The organism is Paenibacillus marchantiae (genome assembly GCF_028771845.1).
GTDB classification, from domain to species: Bacteria; Bacillota; Bacilli; order Paenibacillales; family Paenibacillaceae; genus Paenibacillus; species Paenibacillus marchantiae.
The window spans coordinates 4,045,515-4,063,105 of sequence record NZ_CP118270.1; the positions used below are offsets into that span (position 1 = coordinate 4,045,515).

The 17,591-nt window shown below is 36.5% G+C and carries 22 protein-coding genes and 1 pseudogene; 11 read left to right on the forward strand and 12 right to left on the reverse strand.

The window, feature by feature from the left end:
• Window positions 1-48 precede the first annotated feature (48 nt).
• Both PTQ21_RS18625 and PTQ21_RS18630 read left to right on the forward strand, forming a co-directional pair.
• Entirely contained in the window at window positions 49-384 is a 336-nt protein-coding gene (locus PTQ21_RS18625; RefSeq protein ID WP_274566646.1) for a helix-turn-helix domain-containing protein, read from the forward strand.
• Between the two features lie 105 nt (window positions 385-489).
• Window positions 490-1,125 carry a DUF1643 domain-containing protein gene (locus tag PTQ21_RS18630; protein WP_274566648.1) on the forward strand — a complete coding sequence of 212 codons (636 nt, stop codon included), beginning with the start codon at window positions 490-492 and terminating at the stop codon, window positions 1,123-1,125.
• A gap of 370 nt (window positions 1,126-1,495) precedes the next feature.
• Here PTQ21_RS18630 and PTQ21_RS18635 read toward each other — a convergent pair whose 3' ends face one another.
• Complete coding sequence (locus tag PTQ21_RS18635; protein WP_274566649.1) at window positions 1,496-1,759, reverse strand: helix-turn-helix domain-containing protein; 264 nt, start codon at window positions 1,757-1,759, stop codon at window positions 1,496-1,498.
• A 124-nt stretch (window positions 1,760-1,883) separates the two neighbouring features.
• On the opposite strand from PTQ21_RS18635, the gene PTQ21_RS18640 reads away from it, so the two are divergent.
• Entirely contained in the window at window positions 1,884-2,633 is a 750-nt protein-coding gene (locus PTQ21_RS18640) for a hypothetical protein (RefSeq protein ID WP_274566651.1), read from the forward strand.
• Window positions 2,634-2,779: 146 nt separating this feature from the next.
• The gene (locus tag PTQ21_RS18645) at window positions 2,780-3,277 is read left to right on the forward strand and encodes an SMI1/KNR4 family protein (protein ID WP_274566652.1); all 498 of its coding nucleotides are present in this window, start codon (window positions 2,780-2,782) and stop codon (window positions 3,275-3,277) included.
• 753 nt (window positions 3,278-4,030) lie between these two features.
• Here the strand turns inward: PTQ21_RS18645 and PTQ21_RS18650 are convergent.
• The 4 genes from PTQ21_RS18650 to PTQ21_RS18665 all read right to left on the reverse strand — a co-directional run bounded on the left by PTQ21_RS18650 (window position 4,031) and on the right by PTQ21_RS18665 (window position 6,167).
• Complete coding sequence (locus tag PTQ21_RS18650; RefSeq protein ID WP_274566654.1) at window positions 4,031-4,306, reverse strand: hypothetical protein; 276 nt, start codon at window positions 4,304-4,306, stop codon at window positions 4,031-4,033.
• Window positions 4,307-4,593: 287 nt separating this feature from the next.
• Window positions 4,594-5,037 carry a hypothetical protein gene (locus PTQ21_RS18655; RefSeq protein ID WP_274566655.1) on the reverse strand — a complete coding sequence of 148 codons (444 nt, stop codon included), beginning with the start codon at window positions 5,035-5,037 and terminating at the stop codon, window positions 4,594-4,596.
• A gap of 258 nt (window positions 5,038-5,295) precedes the next feature.
• A complete protein-coding gene (locus PTQ21_RS18660) occupies window positions 5,296-5,958 on the reverse strand; it encodes a hypothetical protein (protein WP_274566656.1) in 663 nt (220 codons plus the stop codon).
• Window positions 5,955-6,167 carry a hypothetical protein gene (locus PTQ21_RS18665; protein WP_274566658.1) on the reverse strand — a complete coding sequence of 71 codons (213 nt, stop codon included), beginning with the start codon at window positions 6,165-6,167 and terminating at the stop codon, window positions 5,955-5,957. Before PTQ21_RS18665 ends, PTQ21_RS18660 begins: the two co-directional genes overlap by 4 nt.
• Window positions 6,168-6,406: 239 nt before the next feature.
• On the opposite strand from PTQ21_RS18665, the gene PTQ21_RS18670 reads away from it, so the two are divergent.
• The gene (locus PTQ21_RS18670; RefSeq protein WP_274566659.1) at window positions 6,407-8,173 is read left to right on the forward strand and encodes a colicin E5-related ribonuclease; all 1,767 of its coding nucleotides are present in this window, start codon (window positions 6,407-6,409) and stop codon (window positions 8,171-8,173) included.
• Window positions 8,174-8,297: 124 nt separating this feature from the next.
• On the opposite strand, the gene PTQ21_RS18675 is transcribed toward PTQ21_RS18670, so the two are convergent.
• The 3 genes from PTQ21_RS18675 to PTQ21_RS18685 form a co-directional block, all read right to left on the reverse strand.
• On the reverse strand, window positions 8,298-8,531 hold the full coding sequence (locus PTQ21_RS18675; protein ID WP_274566660.1) for a hypothetical protein: 234 nt from the start codon (window positions 8,529-8,531) through the stop codon (window positions 8,298-8,300).
• 438 nt (window positions 8,532-8,969) lie between these two features.
• Window positions 8,970-9,095: a hypothetical protein gene (locus tag PTQ21_RS18680; protein WP_274566661.1), complete on the reverse strand. Its 126-nt coding sequence runs from the start codon at window positions 9,093-9,095 to the stop codon at window positions 8,970-8,972.
• Window positions 9,088-10,071 (reverse strand): hypothetical protein, encoded by a 984-nt coding sequence (locus PTQ21_RS18685; RefSeq protein ID WP_274566662.1) that lies wholly within the window; start codon window positions 10,069-10,071, stop codon window positions 9,088-9,090. Before PTQ21_RS18685 ends, PTQ21_RS18680 begins: the two co-directional genes overlap by 8 nt.
• 213 nt (window positions 10,072-10,284) lie before the next feature.
• Here PTQ21_RS18685 and PTQ21_RS18690 point away from each other — a divergent pair, with 213 nt between their 5' ends.
• The 6 genes and pseudogenes from PTQ21_RS18690 to PTQ21_RS18715 all read left to right on the forward strand — a co-directional run.
• Window positions 10,285-10,722, forward strand: coding sequence for a DUF4238 domain-containing protein (locus PTQ21_RS18690; protein WP_274566663.1), 438 nt, complete (start codon window positions 10,285-10,287; stop codon window positions 10,720-10,722).
• Window positions 10,710-11,333, forward strand: a complete 624-nt coding sequence (locus PTQ21_RS18695; protein WP_274566665.1) for a DUF4238 domain-containing protein — start codon at window positions 10,710-10,712, stop codon at window positions 11,331-11,333. The genes PTQ21_RS18690 and PTQ21_RS18695 overlap by 13 nt, the downstream gene beginning before the upstream one ends.
• A 386-nt stretch (window positions 11,334-11,719) precedes the next feature.
• The gene (locus PTQ21_RS18700) at window positions 11,720-12,097 is read left to right on the forward strand and encodes a toll/interleukin-1 receptor domain-containing protein (RefSeq protein WP_274566666.1); all 378 of its coding nucleotides are present in this window, start codon (window positions 11,720-11,722) and stop codon (window positions 12,095-12,097) included.
• A gap of 152 nt (window positions 12,098-12,249) precedes the next feature.
• Window positions 12,250-13,695 carry an SIR2 family protein gene (locus tag PTQ21_RS18705; RefSeq protein WP_274566667.1) on the forward strand — a complete coding sequence of 482 codons (1,446 nt, stop codon included), beginning with the start codon at window positions 12,250-12,252 and terminating at the stop codon, window positions 13,693-13,695.
• Window positions 13,696-13,710: 15 nt separating this feature from the next.
• A complete protein-coding gene (locus PTQ21_RS18710; RefSeq protein WP_274566668.1) occupies window positions 13,711-14,355 on the forward strand; it encodes a TIR domain-containing protein in 645 nt (214 codons plus the stop codon).
• 170 nt (window positions 14,356-14,525) lie between these two features.
• A pseudogene (locus PTQ21_RS18715) lies at window positions 14,526-14,738 on the forward strand (YebC/PmpR family DNA-binding transcriptional regulator); the annotation flags it as partial.
• A 94-nt stretch (window positions 14,739-14,832) separates the two neighbouring features.
• Here the strand turns inward: PTQ21_RS18715 and PTQ21_RS18720 are convergent.
• From PTQ21_RS18720 to PTQ21_RS18735, 4 genes are all read right to left on the reverse strand, one after another.
• Entirely contained in the window at window positions 14,833-15,318 is a 486-nt protein-coding gene (locus PTQ21_RS18720) for a DMT family transporter (protein ID WP_063563626.1), read from the reverse strand.
• Between the two features lie 18 nt (window positions 15,319-15,336).
• Window positions 15,337-16,035 carry a Crp/Fnr family transcriptional regulator gene (locus PTQ21_RS18725; RefSeq protein ID WP_274566669.1) on the reverse strand — a complete coding sequence of 233 codons (699 nt, stop codon included), beginning with the start codon at window positions 16,033-16,035 and terminating at the stop codon, window positions 15,337-15,339.
• 34 nt (window positions 16,036-16,069) lie between these two features.
• Window positions 16,070-16,495, reverse strand: coding sequence for a DMT family transporter (locus PTQ21_RS18730; protein ID WP_024633836.1), 426 nt, complete (start codon window positions 16,493-16,495; stop codon window positions 16,070-16,072).
• Between the two features lie 168 nt (window positions 16,496-16,663).
• Entirely contained in the window at window positions 16,664-17,461 is a 798-nt protein-coding gene (locus PTQ21_RS18735) for a Nif3-like dinuclear metal center hexameric protein (protein ID WP_072732619.1), read from the reverse strand.
• Between the last annotated feature and the right edge of the window lie 130 nt (window positions 17,462-17,591).

Sequence of the window (17,591 nt, forward strand, 5' to 3'; positions counted from 1 at the left end):
TAATGTTGACTCAGTATATGAAACTTAAAGAAGAGGTGGAACGGAATAGTGCATAACAGAATAAAAGCTATTAGAAAATATCTTGGATTATCGCAAAGTGTTTTTGGTGAGAGATTAGGTGTGAGTAGAGATGTAATAAGCAATATAGAATACAATCGTGTTCAGCCCAAAGAACTTTTTATCAAACATTTATGTGAGCGTTATTCTGTTAATGAAAAATGGCTGCTTTTGGGTGAAGGTGAAATGATATTAGTGGGAGAATCTAACAGCAAGGAAATCGAAGAAGTGATTACGCTGTTTAATCAGTTACAACCTGTCTTTAAAGATTATATCTTGGATCAAATGAAGAGAGTCTCAGAACTACAGTCAAAAGTCAGAAATTGAGATGTTTATTGAAAAAAATAATTGCTTCGTAGATGCTGTCGTTACAATGATGTGCTAAAAGATTAGAAAATCTAAGGAAATCATTATAAAAATGAGAGGTGTTTTATGGAATATCCAAAGTTTGTGACTATTACTAATATTGATTGTGAATTCGAATCTCTATCAAATCAAATTGACGCCAGATATAGTTTGACTATTCCTATAAATAAAAATTATGAAAATATAATGACCTATATCATGATGAACCCAAGCAAGGCAGATAAGAATCAATCGGACACAACAGTAAATACTGTACTCAACTTTGCAGCTAAGAAACTGCAAAAGAAAATTGGAAAGGTAATTGTAGTTAATTTATTCTGTCTATATGAACCTAACTCAACAAAATTGAAGAGCCTTTTAAGTGGAATTAGTGATTGTGAGAGAGAGTACAGTTCTAAAAAGAATAAAACGAGCATTGATGAGGCGATTTTTAATTCGAATTATATTATTTTAGCTTGGGGGAATGTACCTAAAGGAATAGCTGCGGCTAATCATAATAAGGAAGTAAGCTATGTGTATGAATGTATAAAGAAACACAAGAAGTTAAAGTCTGTATACATATTGAAGTCAGAAAAACATAAGAACATACTGACTGTTGCAAAGCGTCCAAGACATCCAGGACGAATGAAAATTGAAAAATACGTAAAATGCTCACAGTTATCATTGAAAGGTCCGTTTCTTGTAGTTGCACATAACGATTAGAAGTTTAATTGGATTACAGTTAGGGTGAACATCAGATGGCAAAACCTTTCAAAACTACGTCTAACTAAATTTATGTATAACTTTAGCGTTTTACTTATAAGTATTTGGGTCTGTATTTGTCAGTATATTTAGGCTGATTATTTATGGGGTTTGTACGTTAATGCGTTAACGCTCGAATGTGAATTCCTATAAATGAAATCCAGATTTCATTTATGTACTAGTGGGGGGATGGTTACAACTTTAGAATTGGCCTATTGGCTGTTAGAAGTGCTATGCACACCAACAGGTCGATCAGCCTTCAAATAAGGAAATAAGACTATCCATCAAACATGAAACAGAGCTGTAGGGTTTCCTACGGCTCTGCTTTGTGTTAGTTATTTGATTCGTATTCCAGTTCCACCATTCGGATGAGTTCTGAAGGCTTGATATTCAACGCTTTAGCCAACTCAAATATAGTAGTTAATGATGGTTGACTATTACCACGTTCTATCCTGGATATGAACGTTCTCTCAAGTGTTGAGAGTTCAGCGAGTTTATCTTGGGACAAATCATTTCTAATTCGAAGACTTTTAAGTACTTTTCCGAAGATGGCCTCAATGTGCAAAGGAAGAACTCCTTTTAGTACAATTATCATATTCAATAAAGATTAATTGCTGCACACTATATGATTCAAAATGGTTTAAATATACAATTTAATTTGGTATAATAAGATTACTACTTGTATCAAATGTAAAATAAAATCATATTGGAGTGTAATTATGGTAAGTACAGAAAGTCTGCTTCGGGTTGATGAAGAAAGAATTACAAGCGAGGAGATCAACAAATTAACTCCATTTCAAATATTCTCAATATTAGCTAGTTCCTTTCTGTTGTTATTGTTTTTTTATTTGGTATTCCGTTTTATAACTAAACATGATTTTCATGGATTTTTTGTTTTTTTAACCATTATTATGTCATGTGTTTTTATGGGACTAAGTTCTGATCCTGATGGAAAGGCAAAAAGAAGAATTAATGCAGCAAGGCAAGAGAAGCTAACAGGGTTGATGAATGGCTTACCAGATTTTATTTCTTCACAAGTTTTCGCAAATGAAAAGCATGATACAGCTATCGCTATTGATGATCAGAGCAATAAGCTTTGTATAATTGATTCTGAAATCAGAGTGTTTTCTTCAAGTGATATTTTGGAATTGGAGTTAGTAGAGGATGATGTTCAATTGACAAGAACAACAAGAGGTAGCCAGGTAGGAGGAGCAATTGTAGGAAGTGTACTTGCTGGTGGAGTAGGGGCTGTCATTGGTGGGTTATCTGGACAAAAGACTACAAGTAACGATAAAGTTAAAAGGGTTTATCTGAAGTTGATGGTAAACGATATAAAGCGACCTAATGTAACAGTAGACTTTTTGAATGAGAAAAAGGAAATTCTTAAGAAAGACAAAAAGGCAATTGATGCATCAAATAAAGCTAATCACTGGTATGGAGTATTGAGCGTACTTATTAAGCGAGGGTGAAAAGCTATCTCATCATACACATTACATAGATGCATTAATACATTATTAACAACAAATGAAGGAATTAAGGTGATTCGTATTAAGATGATAAACTGACTTTGCAGGCTAGATCGCATAGTCATTTTTTTTAGGAAAGGACTGATTAAATGAATACATTCAGTGCATTCAAAGAATGGTCAGACCAAAACGATAGTCACATTGAAATACTTGTTCCTACTGGGAAAACGACTGTTGTCAACAAATTCAGACCAAGTGCATCCGAAGAAAAGATTAAAGAGCTTTCAAATTATTTCTCTACTCCACTACCTCCAGATTACATAAGCTTCTTACGACTATGCAATGGAGCATCCTTGTTTGAAGACCCTGAATATGGCGGCGAAAACTTCTTATACTCAGCCCAAGATGTCATGCATTACAATGAAGCATCAAATAGTAAGATTGTGGTAGCCAACATCCTTGATGATCGAATACTGATTGATTTAGACCGCTGGCGCTCTCATGATGAACAATATCTGTTACTTTGTGAGAGTTTATATTCTGTTGAGCATACAGGTAGCTTCTACAGTAACTTTGAGACATGGCTACAGCGTTTTGTCATTTCTCAAGGCTCAAAGTTCTGGTACTGGAGAACGGATCGTATTTGATTTAAACAAACCAAAAGAACACCAGTCGTTATGAAAAAACGACTGGTGTTCTTTTACAAGTATCATTTGTCAAAACCATGATTCACAAATGGAATCTATCAAATTATTACGCTTCTTCTTTAGGTAGAGAGACCATACAACGCACTGTTGTATGAGGGACAGTTAACAATAGCTGGCAGATAGGTGTTGCGTTAGAATCATAAAAACACGCAGACGTTATGACAAGAGATTTACTGACCATATGACGTAAAGGTAACTCTCTTGTCACACTCTTGAAGTAAGAGTTGATTTCCAAATTTTGTTTGAAATTTTAATGGGAGTGATACTAAATGAAGTATTTAAAGAACAAGCACTATTGGATAATAGCTAGTATCATCATGATCGTTTCTTTGCTTCGTCCAGCAGATTACACAATTAATCACGAGACTTTTTTCAACGAGTACAATTATGGGGCAGTATTCCCATTCCTTTCGCTGAGAATTGTCGAACCAATGACAGGCAGCTTAAACATATTCAAAGTAGTGAGTGTAGCTGACAACTTCGAATTTAACATCTCTAATTTCTTAGGATCAGCATTGTCATGCTACTTGATTGCTTATCTTTTGGTTGTTATTTACCGTAAATTATTTGTTTAATCTAACCGCTGATTTCTCAGCGGTTTTCTTTAGCATACTGCTTGAAAAGTGTATATCCTCTATATTGTTAGTATAATGAATCCTAACCTTCTAATATGGGTGGGAGAGTGGAACCTCTTTAATTTAGAATAAGGAATTCTCCTTTTAGAACTAAATAGATTAATGACAACTTACCAGAATCATCAACAATAACTTCTTCTTGTTCGTGTCTGTGATAAAGAACAGGATACACTTTACCAAGCGTGACATCTGTTCCAGCCGTAGTTTCTTCGGTAGTTCTCCAGTGTGTTGCTAGAGAGATATCTGTCGTTTCAATATATGTGACATTGTTATTAGGAACTTTACTAATTTTTGATTTATTTTGTATAAGAAAATCACTGAATTTTTTACTCATAGTTTGTGTTCCTTCTTTCTTAGCTAAATAATTATTTGAATTACATATTCCAAAAGCTTATAAATAAACTGTTTGTTAGCCGCTTCTCCTATTAGGAATAAGTATATATCGAAAGCATATAAATTACAAATATTAACAAATGTAAAATAAAATGAATTACTCTCAAGTAATATAAATAAGGAATAACCCACACTCTAGAGAAACTAGTTTTTAGAGTATGGGTTATTTTTGTCTAGTAGGTAGTGATCTTTAATCCAGTAATATGAATCTTCTCGTTTTAAAAAGCTCTACAATGTACGTTTGTCACTAAGGAAATAAAAAAATGCTGTCTCTTTAGAAAATTCTTTTTCATAATTTTCCAAGACACTTAGAGTTTCTGAAGACCTATCATGATTAAGCTTATCATTTATTAAATTTATGTACAGAGTCGATAATTCACTTAGTAAATTATCACATCGTTGACGTTTTTCATTGAACTTTTGTCTCTTTTCACTTAGAAGGTCTACTGCGAAGTTGATAAATGACACTATAGCTATTATTAGAGATATTATTTGTTGAAGATCAGCATTTAAGGTGTTAAGGGTGCTAAGCTGATACACACTTATAGCAAAGATTAATCCACTAACCCACCTGGGACTTCCCAAAATCATCCCATATAACCTACCTTTTTCAGATCGTATTGCAAATTTAACTGAAAATAGAACTAGCCTTTTAATAATCTGATCACGCATGACTATTGTCCTCATTAGTATCATCAATGGTTGTAGTGAGTTCATCATTTAGAATAACATTTAATCTACTTATAACCGTAATGATATCATTATGGATGTTTATTTCTCCAAGATTAAGAAATTCGTTACCTATTTGTTTTAATAAGTTCCTGTATCTTTTGCAATATTCTAAATTTTCAATATCTTTATTAATGAAGAGTTTTATAGTTTCACTCCATAGTTTACTACGTTTATTTATTAGTGGTTCGTCAACAACCTTTAAGAATAAGGTAAAACATACTTGTCAACTGTTGACCAATCAAGCGTAAAGTAATCTAACTCTTCTCTTATGCTTTTCTGGTCTTCTATAAGAATTGGATTAATTGACAAATCTGGACCAATTAATTCTAAAGTTTTATAACTTCCACTATAACTATTACGTATTCTTAAGATATTCCATCCACGATTTAAAAATGTATAAAGGATTGCGTTACCACTATTCTTTTTATTCTCTTCGAGGAATGTATAGCCAACAGTAACCAACGGTACCATAATGCCTAAAACTCGTTGAATAATTAAGATGATTTGAGAAAGGCCTTCAAATGTAACACTGCTAGGGAATTGGAAAAAGATTGAGCAGCTAAACAAGAATATTTCTAAAATAAAATTAAACCAAGTAGTCCCTTGGAATTTAAAACCAGTAATGTTGGAAAGCGTTGTGCTCTTTAGTTCAAGTGCATGAGCAAGCTCGAATGTAAAGATCATAGCGTAAATGAATGAAAACAAGACAGATATTAGCATTGAAATAACTAAAAAACGAAGAAAAGTTTTTCTTATTACACGCCAGTAATTGTTGAATATATTTTTAAAAACTAAATGAATGATATACATAAATACTAGCAGTGTAGGAACAATAGCAACTGCAAAATGTTCTAATGTCATGATTCTTTCTCATCTTTACTAAAATTATAGATAATCGAATAATGAGATATATTCTCCATAGGAAACCATACAATTTCATAGTCTGTTTTAACTTTAATGAGTTTTTTATTTTCGGAAAACTCTATCTTTCCTTTGTATGTACTTCCATCATCAATGGACAAACAAATTGTATAACCGTTCTTCTCAGCAATCATTAGGTCTCTTATCACAATCGTCACCTCTTCTTTAAGTCTAAAGTCTTATATTGGTATAATCTGTATTTACTATAAAGGGAATATCTGAGATAATATTTCGTGTCCGAATACCTAGTCGAAATAAGGGGGGGAGATCATAGGTCACACTGCAATGGAATTATGAGTAGTAAGTAAAGTGTAGAAAGGAATTATGGATTTAAAGCATGTAACAAATAGTCTTTTAAAAGACTGTAATATCATTTAAAGGAGTACATATGAAACCTAAAACAAAATCAGCTTTTATGAAGAAATTATTCTTAATGTTCAATATCATTGTCCTTTTATTTTCTTTATCTATTCAACCTAAAGCGAACGCTATTGCTTTTGCTCCAGCTATTGGACTTGGTGGTTTAGAAGCAGGAGCTATAATGCTTTGGGGAGGAGCTATTTTAGTAGCTGCAACAGGGACAGCGGTTGGTCTTGATCCAGAATTGATGGACGAAGTTAAAAAGTTTGGTGAACAAGCATGGAATGATGCTGATGAAATAACACGTCAAGCTATAGCATCATCTATTAGTGGTATGGATAAAATATGGAGTACTAGTAAAAAATATAGTTTGCAGTGGTCTTCGGAGGCGCAAGCATACTTAAACAACAAATGGAATGAATATTTTGCGGCAGGGGCCTATGTTAATCCCACAACAGGTAAAATTGAAAAAATAGCTACAATTAATTCAGTAATTCTCCCTTCCTCAGTTCAAGCATCGTATCCTAGTTATGATTCTTATAAGGACTTGGGAATTTGGAAAAGAAGTTACGGCGATCTCTATATAACTGGTGTGCACGTTGACCCCCTTGGAAACATACAAATTAGTTCAAGTCCGCGTGAAACAATATGGCCTAATGTTGTTACAAATAAGAAGTATCCTAATGCTCTTGTGGCGTATAATACAGTAGTAAAAGAGCTAAAGGTTGAAAAAACCTTCCAAACAGTTAAGCCAATCTTTATCTTAAGCAACAATAACAACAGTTCCCATATACAATTTAAGCCCTTAGCTGTTCCAAACAATTTCCCTACTCAATTAACAATTCCTGCTCTAAAAGGAATTGTCAATAGTCAAGGTGAAATAACATCATTAGAGAAACCTAACATAGGAAGAGTAGGGAATAGTATCAATGGAGATGTTGCAATAAGTTATCCTACTTATGTAGGGGATGTGGGGACATTTAGCAAATCTGATGCAGTTACTGGTGCACCAGTGGTTGCTAAACTAGAAGTTGAGATAAATGACAAAATAAATAAACAAATGAAAAAAAGAGGATGGACTGAAGACTCAATCGAGTCAACAGTAAACGAACCTCACGAAACAAGTGAAGCTGAAAACAAAGCAAATGGTAAAGAAGCAACAGCATATTTTAACGAAGATGGCAGTTATGTTACTGTTGAGAATGAGTCAGGTTTGATCATTCAAGTTAGCAATAGGAACGACCCAGAATGGGCACCAGACAGTACAATAAAAAATCCATATCTGCCAAGAAAGGAGAAAAATTTGAGTCTTTCAAAGAATAACATTACAGACAAAGCGACAATACGTGGTGGTTTGTATTTATATAACTTTTCAGATGCAATTGATCTAATTACTTACTGTAAGGATAATAATTTAAGCATCTTAGGAATTGATGCTTTTATAATCTCCAAGGACAAAACACAACCAGTAAGTGAGCATAGTATTGACTATTCTGTTTCTTCTAAAAATGGAAATTGGGACAAAGCTATAACATTTCTCCAGAGTAAATCGAGTTTGAATCATATGTATGAAGTTACTTACTCAGAGGAAACAGATACATCTGTTGAAGAACCAACATACTCCGTTCTGGACTTGATCGCATATAAAGCTATGGTACAATTCGTTACTAAATATTCAGAGAAGAATCCTTCTGCTAGCTTTGAACAGTTTTTAGAGTTTGTGAAAATTTCCGAATCAGGTACTCCAATCAACTCTAACTCTTGGAAAGAGTGGAAGAACAATCTCGTTAGATAGTCTTTTGATTTACTTTATGTAAAAAACACTATTAGCATTGAGCTATTAGTGTTTTTTTACGTGTAATAATATGAACGAAGTAGGAAGTAAGCTTTATCCTCATTTACATTACTGATCACTTCAACTAGTTTGTTTCATTATCTTTCTCAAGGGATGAATTATGCTTTTCATACTGTTCCTGAAAGTGTTTAATGATGGCTTCTTCTCTAATTTGATCAAATGTTTTATCTTTTGTTTGTTCCTGTATTTCAACAGGTATAGAGCGGGATAAGATACCAACTATGTCAACTAATCTTGGCTTTTTAGCGCTACTTGGATCAATGTTATTTGAATCTTCATAATTTTGTTCTTTGCTCATAGTTTATCCCTCACTTGTATTAAATATTTACGAATATATCAATTGTAGTAGTTAATTTGATAAAATCAACAACAATATTGATGCCCATTAAGCTGAAACATTAAGGATATCTTGATCTATAAAGTAAAATGAAATTGTTTTTTAGCGTTGTATAAATGCTTAAAAGAGAAACGTTAAGTTCAATCAGTTATGCACAAAAAACTATGCAGATATACCTAGAATATCTAGAGTGTAAAATGATCTCTATAGGTTAAGTCGAACCAAAAGATTACTGTTTTATCAACGAACATGGGGTTGTTGGTTTCTTGAATTGTAAAAAGCACTGCGTTAAAGGCTAAGGATTCAGTGTATGGAGGTGAAGTTTGTGAATTTCTTTTATTGAAAGAAATACAGCACCTTTTCCTAAGAGGAACAGGTGCTGTTACATGTTCTGATACCCTAAGTCCTAGCCTTCTTTAAAATATGTCCAATACCGATAATTGTAAAAAAGATTATCAACAAGACGAGCAATGCAGGTGCTGAGAATGCTTTGCCGCCGCCTAGAGCGATGCCGACGTTACCCATTGAATGTCACCTCCTCTCCTGAAGAATTAGCAAGAAGAGTTGACATTTTGGATATGAAGTGTTTCCAGTTATTCTTGGTTTCAGGATTGGTTAAGAATTTCATGAGGTGCTGGCGGAAGCCACCACTAATTAAGATCAAGATAACAAACCTGTAGAACCATGGCCTATCGCTAAAAACGTTTATTTGGAAATCCTCTTCTAGCTTTTGTATGAATCCACCTATGAGCGGTACGTTGTAGACATCCCCGTAATTTTCGACTAAATCTGACCAATACTCTTTAAGCAATGAGATCAGCTTGTATGTTTCTTGGTAGTTCATTTCTTCGGAGTGCTTGACTGCATCGCGCCAGGTTTTCATCTGGAGCCAGCTATTAGCGTAATACAGAATGGAATCATCCGTGAATTCGAACTCGATGGAGTTTTGTTGGTTAAAGCTATTAAATACATCCAAAGAAATGTTTCCGTTAGTGAATATTTCAGAGAAAAGTTTACTGATTAGTACATATCGTTTGGCTGATTCCTGAGCTTCAATTTTTTGTTTTTCAATAGACTGCTTCGTAGGGCGTCCAACCGCTTTCGGTCTTTTCTCTGCTTCGTCGGCCACAATATCATCAATAATTTCACTATAATTAGTATTTTCAGTGTAGTTGGCGATCACTTTGAAATTATTAATGACTTCCGTGTGGAATTCAATAAGACGAGCTTTAAGCTTGTCCCATTGGATGGGAAAGCCCTTCCAGTACAAAATGAATATGTAGTCCTTCTGATGCTTATACAGGCTGCTGGATTTAAGTTTATCGATCAGTTCAATTGCTTCCAGAGTCCGTTCGTGATATTGAGTTTTTACACCACGAACATATCCCAGCCCAGTCTTATCGCTAACGATCAAACCATATTCATAGTATCGTTCGAACATATCTGCACTAAGAACTATTTCCGTGTCTTGGGCTTGTTTTAGTATTTCTGCTTTTAACATTGTTATCACCTCTTGAAACCGATTGTAGCCTGTTCCCAAATTCAAAACAATGAAGGGTCTATGCGGAAATGAATTCGCTAGAAATATTTATGAAGATCATGAGATGTAAGGATTTTTTTTCTGAACATACAAACTGAGAATTCGTTATAATTAAGTCATAAGGGATTTAGGAGATTTGGTTAAAGAAGGATATCATCCTTTGAGGAGACTATTGTGTTAGCGAGGAAACGACTATTGGATAATATTAGAAAGAATCATCACTATGTTTCTCAATCGTATTTGAAAGCTTGGGCACATAATCATCATAGAATTTGGACTTATCGGATATTAGTGTCACATAGTGCCGTTCCAGAGTGGGAGCAATCGTCAATTAGGAGTATAGCCAACCATCAGCATCTATTTACACGGAACATAATGGGCAATGATTCTGATGAGTTTGAAAAATGGATGGATAAGGAAATCGAATCTCCAGCACAAATTGCTTTATCAAAAGCACGTTCGCACTCTGCTCTAAATAAACATGAGCTGGAGCACTTACTGAGATTTGTTGCTCTCCACGATATTCGTTCTCCTGCAAGCTACATAGAACATTTAAAGCGCTGGGGGTTAGAGATGCCAGGGGTATTGTTGAGGGCGCAATGCAATCTGTGATAAGCAAAATTGAAGCTGAGCAGTATCGAACACATTCTTCAGTATCTGAGACGAATCCTGATTCTGAGATGATTCCTATGAGAGTAACAAAAGAAATTGAAGATAAGTCCGAAGTGGGGCTTTTAAAAACAGAGGTATTGTTAGGACGAGGGCTATGGTTGTTCTCTATTCGTCACTTACTTTCAAATACTTACAAGGTACTGAATAAGCACGTTTGGAGCATACTCCATGCTCCTGAAGGAATGGAGTGGATCACAAGCGACAACCCTGTTTTGAAGTTAAATTACTACAAAGCAGGCTCCTACGATTTTAAAGGGGGGTGGGGAAACAAGGGGAGCGAAATCATTTACCCTATATCCCCAGAGCTATTATTATATACCCAGGTGGGCAACAACACCAGAATCAATACAGTTTCAAGAGAGTTAGCCACTGATCTGAATCGATTTATTGCTGAAAATGCTCATCGTCATGTTTTTGGATCGAAGCCTATCGCTGAGATTAGTGAAATCCTACCAAGAACCGTAGACAAAGTAGCTTTCGATGATGAAAAGAGGGAGTGGGAGACTTGGCATGCACGTCAAAAAGAGTCAGAAAAGGGATATCAGAAATGACAGACTATGCATTGCTGCCATTTATTTAGATGATAATGATGCTGAGAATTTCGACTAGTTTTGATAAAGAGACAAACAACTATCGAATGAGATATTCAAGGATTTTAAGCATAAGCGAGAATAGAGAAAGCCAAGGCGCCATAGTATTTCGGCTTCAGTAAGCTATTAATGTACGTACACTTATATCCATTGATTTCTCATGGCTCGCATATTATCAGTAACTTGATAAATATGGACGGAACGTTGTGTTGAGTCGTAATACTTTTACCCTTTTTAAAACGAGTAAAATGAGGGGAAGTAGATTCCAGATAAGTTGCCATGAAAGTTGAGATATGTGAAATTGTTAGTCAGTATTGAGTCTTCTAACATAAACTGGGAGGATATTTATGTCATATCTAACATTCGACAAATTGAATAATATGTCTCAATCAATTCAGAAATCACTCAACGAAAATTACCATTTCAGCACTTCTAATACTGTTTTTTTGTCCCATCGTCATGACGATAAAGAAGAAGTCAAGAAGGCAGTAGGATTTTTAGCACAATTTGGTCAAAAGACATATATTGATTGGCTTGACCATAGTATGCCTAGCCAGACATCTTCTGAAACGGCAGAAAAGCTGAAAGACAGAATAAATCGATCAAATAAATTTGTGTTGTTAGCAACACCTCGTAGCATTCAATCAATTTGGATTCCGTGGGAGCTTGGGCTTGCTGATGGTGTGAAAGGTCTTGATAGAATAGCGATCCTTCCGCTCATGTAAAAAGATACAAGTTGGGACGAAAGAGAATACTATGGTCTATACAATTATGTTGAACAAGTTGCTGATGGTCGATGGGGTGTTTTTAAACAAGGAGTAGAAACAGGTGTTACTTTGGAGAGTTGGTTAAATTCATGATTATAGGAGGGGCATTTATGGATACAAATGTTGCAGAGTTTCTGAAAACTTATAAGACAGCTATTGAAGAATCTAATGCGGCTATATTTGCTGGTGCGGGTTTGTCCAAACCTGCTGGGTTCGTAGACTGGAAGGAATTGCTCCGAGATATTGCTGAAGAGATCAATTTAAATATTGATATAGAAAGTGACCTTATTGCGGTAGCACAATACCATGTAAATGAAAATGGAGGAAATAGAGGAAGAGTAAATCAAACACTTATCGATGAATTCACTAAAGATGCTGAAATCACCGAAAATCATAAGATTCTGTCAAGGTTGCCTATAAATACATACTGGACGACCAATTACGATACTCTAATTGAAGAAGCTCTAAAGAGGGAAGGTAAGAGAATAGACGCCAAAATAACCATTGAAAATTTAGCGACAACCAAAACAAATAGCGATGCCAAGGTTTATAAAATGCATGGAGACATTTCATTAGCTCATGAAGCAGTATTAACCAAGGATGATTATGAAAACTACAATAACAAGAGACAGTTGTTTACTACAGCGCTACAAGGAGATTTAGTTTCAAAAACAATGTTGTTCATTGGATTCAGCTTTGACGATCCCAACTTGGAATATATACTGAGTAGAATAAGGATTCTATTGGAACAAAATCAAAGGACCCATTACTGTTTTATGAAACAAGTGCAACGAGAGGACTTTGAGGAAGAATCGGAGTTTCTATATGCTCAGATAAAACAGAAATTGAAAGTTAATGATTTGAGAAGATACAGCATAAAGGTACTTTTGGTAAATCGGTATGATGATATTACTGCCATACTTAAGGAATTGGAGTTGCAATACAAGAGAAGAAATATATTTGTCTCCGGCAGCGCTACCGATTATGGAGATTGGGGAGAAAAACGTTGCTTAATGTTCTCTAGCAACCTCAGCAAAGCATTAATAAACAACGGGAATAATATTGTAACTGGCTTTGGGCTTGGAGTGGGAAGTTGTGTAATCTCAGGAGCATTAGAAGAGATTTATAAGACTCGAAATCAGCGGGTAGAAGAACGTTTGATATCAAGACCGTTTCCGCAAAACAGTACTAGCCAGGTACCTATAAAGGATTTATGGACTATACATCGTAATAACATGATTCAAAATGTTGGGATTTCAGTTTTTATGTTTGGTAATAAAATTGATGATGCAACAGGTAATGTTATCGATGCGGATGGCATGTTTGAAGAATTTGAAATAAGCTTGATTCATGGGGGAATACCAGTCCCAGTTGGAGCGACAGGCTTTACAGCTAAAAAAATATGGGAGACTGTAATGAACAATTTTAATCAGTACATTCCAGATGCTGAACTTATAGATAAGTATCGACTGTTGGGAGATGCAAGCCAAACAGACGAAATTATGATAAAAACTGTAATTGAGATTGTGAATAAACTTGAAAAAAGAAAAAAGTGATAAAGGGAGATAGTTATGGCACGTAAAACATTCATTTCCTATAAATACAGTGAAGCTTGGCAAACACGAGATAAAATAATTAGTGCGCTTGGAGTAGACGCTCGTTACTACCAAGGTGAAACTAGTTCATCTCCGAATTTGATGGATAGGAAGACGGAGACTATTAAACACCATCTTAAGAACATGATATTTGATTCTTCAGTGACCATCGTTGTTATATCTCCCAATATGAAGCAGAGCAATTGGATTGACTGGGAGATTGAATACTCCCTGAAGGAGGTCACTAGAGGGGATAAGACCTCAAGAGTTAATGGTATTGTAGGAGTAATACAAAAAGATTATTATTTTGGCGGATATGGGTGGCTTCTAAATTCAATTACAAATTCCGATGGTTGTAGTTCAAGGAATATTGATAATAGTAAGTTGTATGACATCATCATTAAAAATCGTACAAATCTGAAAAGGCCTGTATATGTTTGTCCAACTTGTCAGAGTGTTAGTTCTTTAGATGGTTCATATATATCTTTGGTAACAGAAGATGAATTTATTTCTAATCCCAATATGTATATTGAAAATGCATTTGAAAAAAGCAAAAGAATTAATGATTTTGAAATCACCAAAACGATTAAAACTCAAAAAAATTGGTGGTCTGCTTGGTAAAATAAGAGAAATTTGAGAAAGAAAGCAGTAGTTTGATATATCTCTTTTTTGAGTGCAAAAAGGTCTATTTATGAAGGATAAACATGCAATCTCTTGTAGTAAAATTACTCTTTATTTGATATGATAAACGTATACAATTTCATACAAAAAGTGAGAGTAACAAACTATAGATCGTATATGCAGAACCGGATCAATTCCACGCTGTACAGGAAGCATTTAAAGCTGCCGGTGTTACTGAGTTTACCGTAGCCGAGCTGACGATGCTTGCGCAAAACCATATTGAACTTCCAGAGGATGCACAAGCTCAGTTCGAGAAACTGCTTGATGCGCTTGAAGACCTTGAAGATGTTCAGCAAGTGTATCACAACGTAGAGTTCGTTTAAGCGAATTACACGAATTAAGCGAAACGTGATTCGATTGCCAAAAAGAGTGTCTAGCCAATCAACGGATTGGACAGACACTCTTTTTATTGTTCTCCTATGAATCGGATTGCAATGCACCAGGAGATTTTTTCGATTTTGCCGATTTGCTACCGCCAAACTTGAACAACACGATACCGCCCACGATGACAAGAACGCCAAGAAGCTGGTTCCACGAGAATGGGATCTGCTCCAGTCCAAGCCATCCCATGGAATCAAACAGCAAGGCGAAACTTAACTGGGATGTAAGTACGATGGAGATCGCAAATGTGGGACCGAGCAGCTTCATCCCTTGAACGAGACAGAAGACCACCCCAACACCGATGGCTCCGCTAAGCCAATACCAGGGCTGCATATGTTGGAAGCTGAACGTATTTTTGCCCTCCACCACTAGAGAAATCAGAAACGATGCAATAAACCCGGTGAAAAGCACCATCGTTGTCGTGGACCACGAGCCGGTACGTTCATTTACCTTACTATTAAAGATGGTCTGCAGACTGACAAGAGAACCTGCCAGTAACGCTAGTAAAATACCTGTAATGATCATAGGATAGAGATCTCCTTATTCATAGATGTTGTGACCCGCCACTTCTGCCAGACCTGCCCGATCTTTGACCATAATAAAGCCCTGATCCCGCATGATTAATCCATCTGCACACAGCTTCTGAATCACCCGATTCAAATGCCGATAACTCGTACCGATCAGATTCGCGATATCTGTCAAATTAAAGGCGTCCAGTTCTTCGTGGACAACAGTCCCCGCTTCTTCGGTAGAGATGGAGAGCAGATAGCTGGCTAATCGAACCTCGACCGGATACATCAGGTTGAAGTTGGAGAAGTTCGAATCAATGTAAAACTTGTGGGAAATAATTTTGAGTAAAAATTTCAACAGGGGTGCGTAATCGCTAGCGAGTTCAACTAACCATTGATAATGAATGCGTAGCATCACGACAGGTGAGACCGCTTGTACGGTGTTCACGATGTTACTCTCCCGAACGTACTCAATATCACCAACCACTTCAAGCGGTGTTTTAAAACAAAGAACGAGTGTTTTATCCTGTGGTGAGGTCGTGAAGATTTTGACTTTCCCCTCGACCAGCACATATAAATATTCGGATGTTTCGCCTTCACGGCAGATTAATTCGCACTTCTCGAAGTGGCATAACGTCATATGCGGACGCAGGGGCTGGTAAAATACCGATTCGAGTTGATATTGTTTTAAATAGTGCAATAATTGATGCTCATTCTGAAACTCTTCCATAACGTCTTTCACCCCCGACTATATACTCGACCAGCTACAGCTTCATAATAATGACGCCCGTAACCATTAATGCTATACCCAGAAATTGCGGTAGTTTCATTTTCTGCTTCACAACACCAAACCATCCGTTACTGTCGACCAGAAAGGTCAGGAAAAGCTGTGCAATCAACAGGGCGGAGATCGTAAAAGTTACCCCAATTTGCTGGATTGCTGTGACTTCACTGAAAATAATCACTGCACCAAACGCGCCTCCCGCCAGGTACATGGGCTTCACTTGCTTCAATCCTTGCAGGTTGATGTCCCGCACGAATACAAGGATCAGAGCCGCCAGAATGAACCCGGTGAGTTGGGTAATGGTTGCGGCTTGCCAGGTGCCCATGTCCGTACTGATTCGGGTATTGGCAACCCCTTGCAGGGTAATGCATGCACCGCCTAATAGTGCAAAAATAATTCCTCTCATGGTTGTACTCTCCTTGTCGCGTCATTACTTCTTCGATTTCTATTAAATGATATATCCACTCGAAAAGCCAAGGACAAATGTCCTCAGCTCAGAAGTTATAGCATTTAGAGTACATTAAACCCTCTACAAAATCCAGACAGGACTCAGGATGGCTCGTCATTCTGAAGATCACAATACTTGAAACACCGGTTGCTCACCAATAAAATGAACAGGCAATTCCGGGAAAGCTGTAGCCAATCTTTCAGACAAAAGCTTCATTCCGGAAGCCTCACTCTCGGCATGGCCGATCATAAGAAGAGCCTTTTGTTTTCCTTGCTGCACAGCATCTCGTATGTACTCCGGTGTCTCCCATTCGAATCCTTCACCTGCGATAATCAGATCCAGCTCTTCCTGTTGAAGCAGAGGAATGGTCAGATTGCCGTTGCCTCGAAAACCTACAAGCACTGCTGCTTGTCTGCATACCAACCTTGGATCACCAGCCAGGCGTATATATTCGATTCCAAGCGAACGTTTAATATGTTCTGCAATAAGCTGAACTGTCATTCCTTCCGGAAAGGATAGAATGTCAGCTTCCGGTTTACGCTGTACCACATAAGGGGACCATCCTAATGCCTGAACCAATCCTTCCGTAATGCCATCCGGTTGAAAGCGGTGAATTGCATCATGGCAACGATAGATCGCAATTCCACCATTATCGATTAGCGTTCTCTTGGTTTCATAGACCGGATCATCAGCCAGCCAATCGGTATGGCTATGATGGTTATAGAAGGGAGGTTCATGAGCGATAATTAGATTAGCTCCACGCTTTATGGCGTGCTCAATCACATGTTGTGTAGGCATAAAAGTTACAAAAACGCCTGTGACCGTTTGGTTGGGTGAACCCGTAATCAGTTGATCCACGGTGTGTTCAGGTAACTCAACATTTTCCGTGAGATGTTGTATAATGTCTTGAATCGTTATGTTCATAGGTATAATTCCTCCAGTGACAGGATATAGGATTAGTTTACCATTTTGAAGTAAGAACGGCACTTTAGATTAGACTTGCTAGATAGGGGAAAAGAGGTTATACTAACCAAAAGAAACGGAATGAACGTTC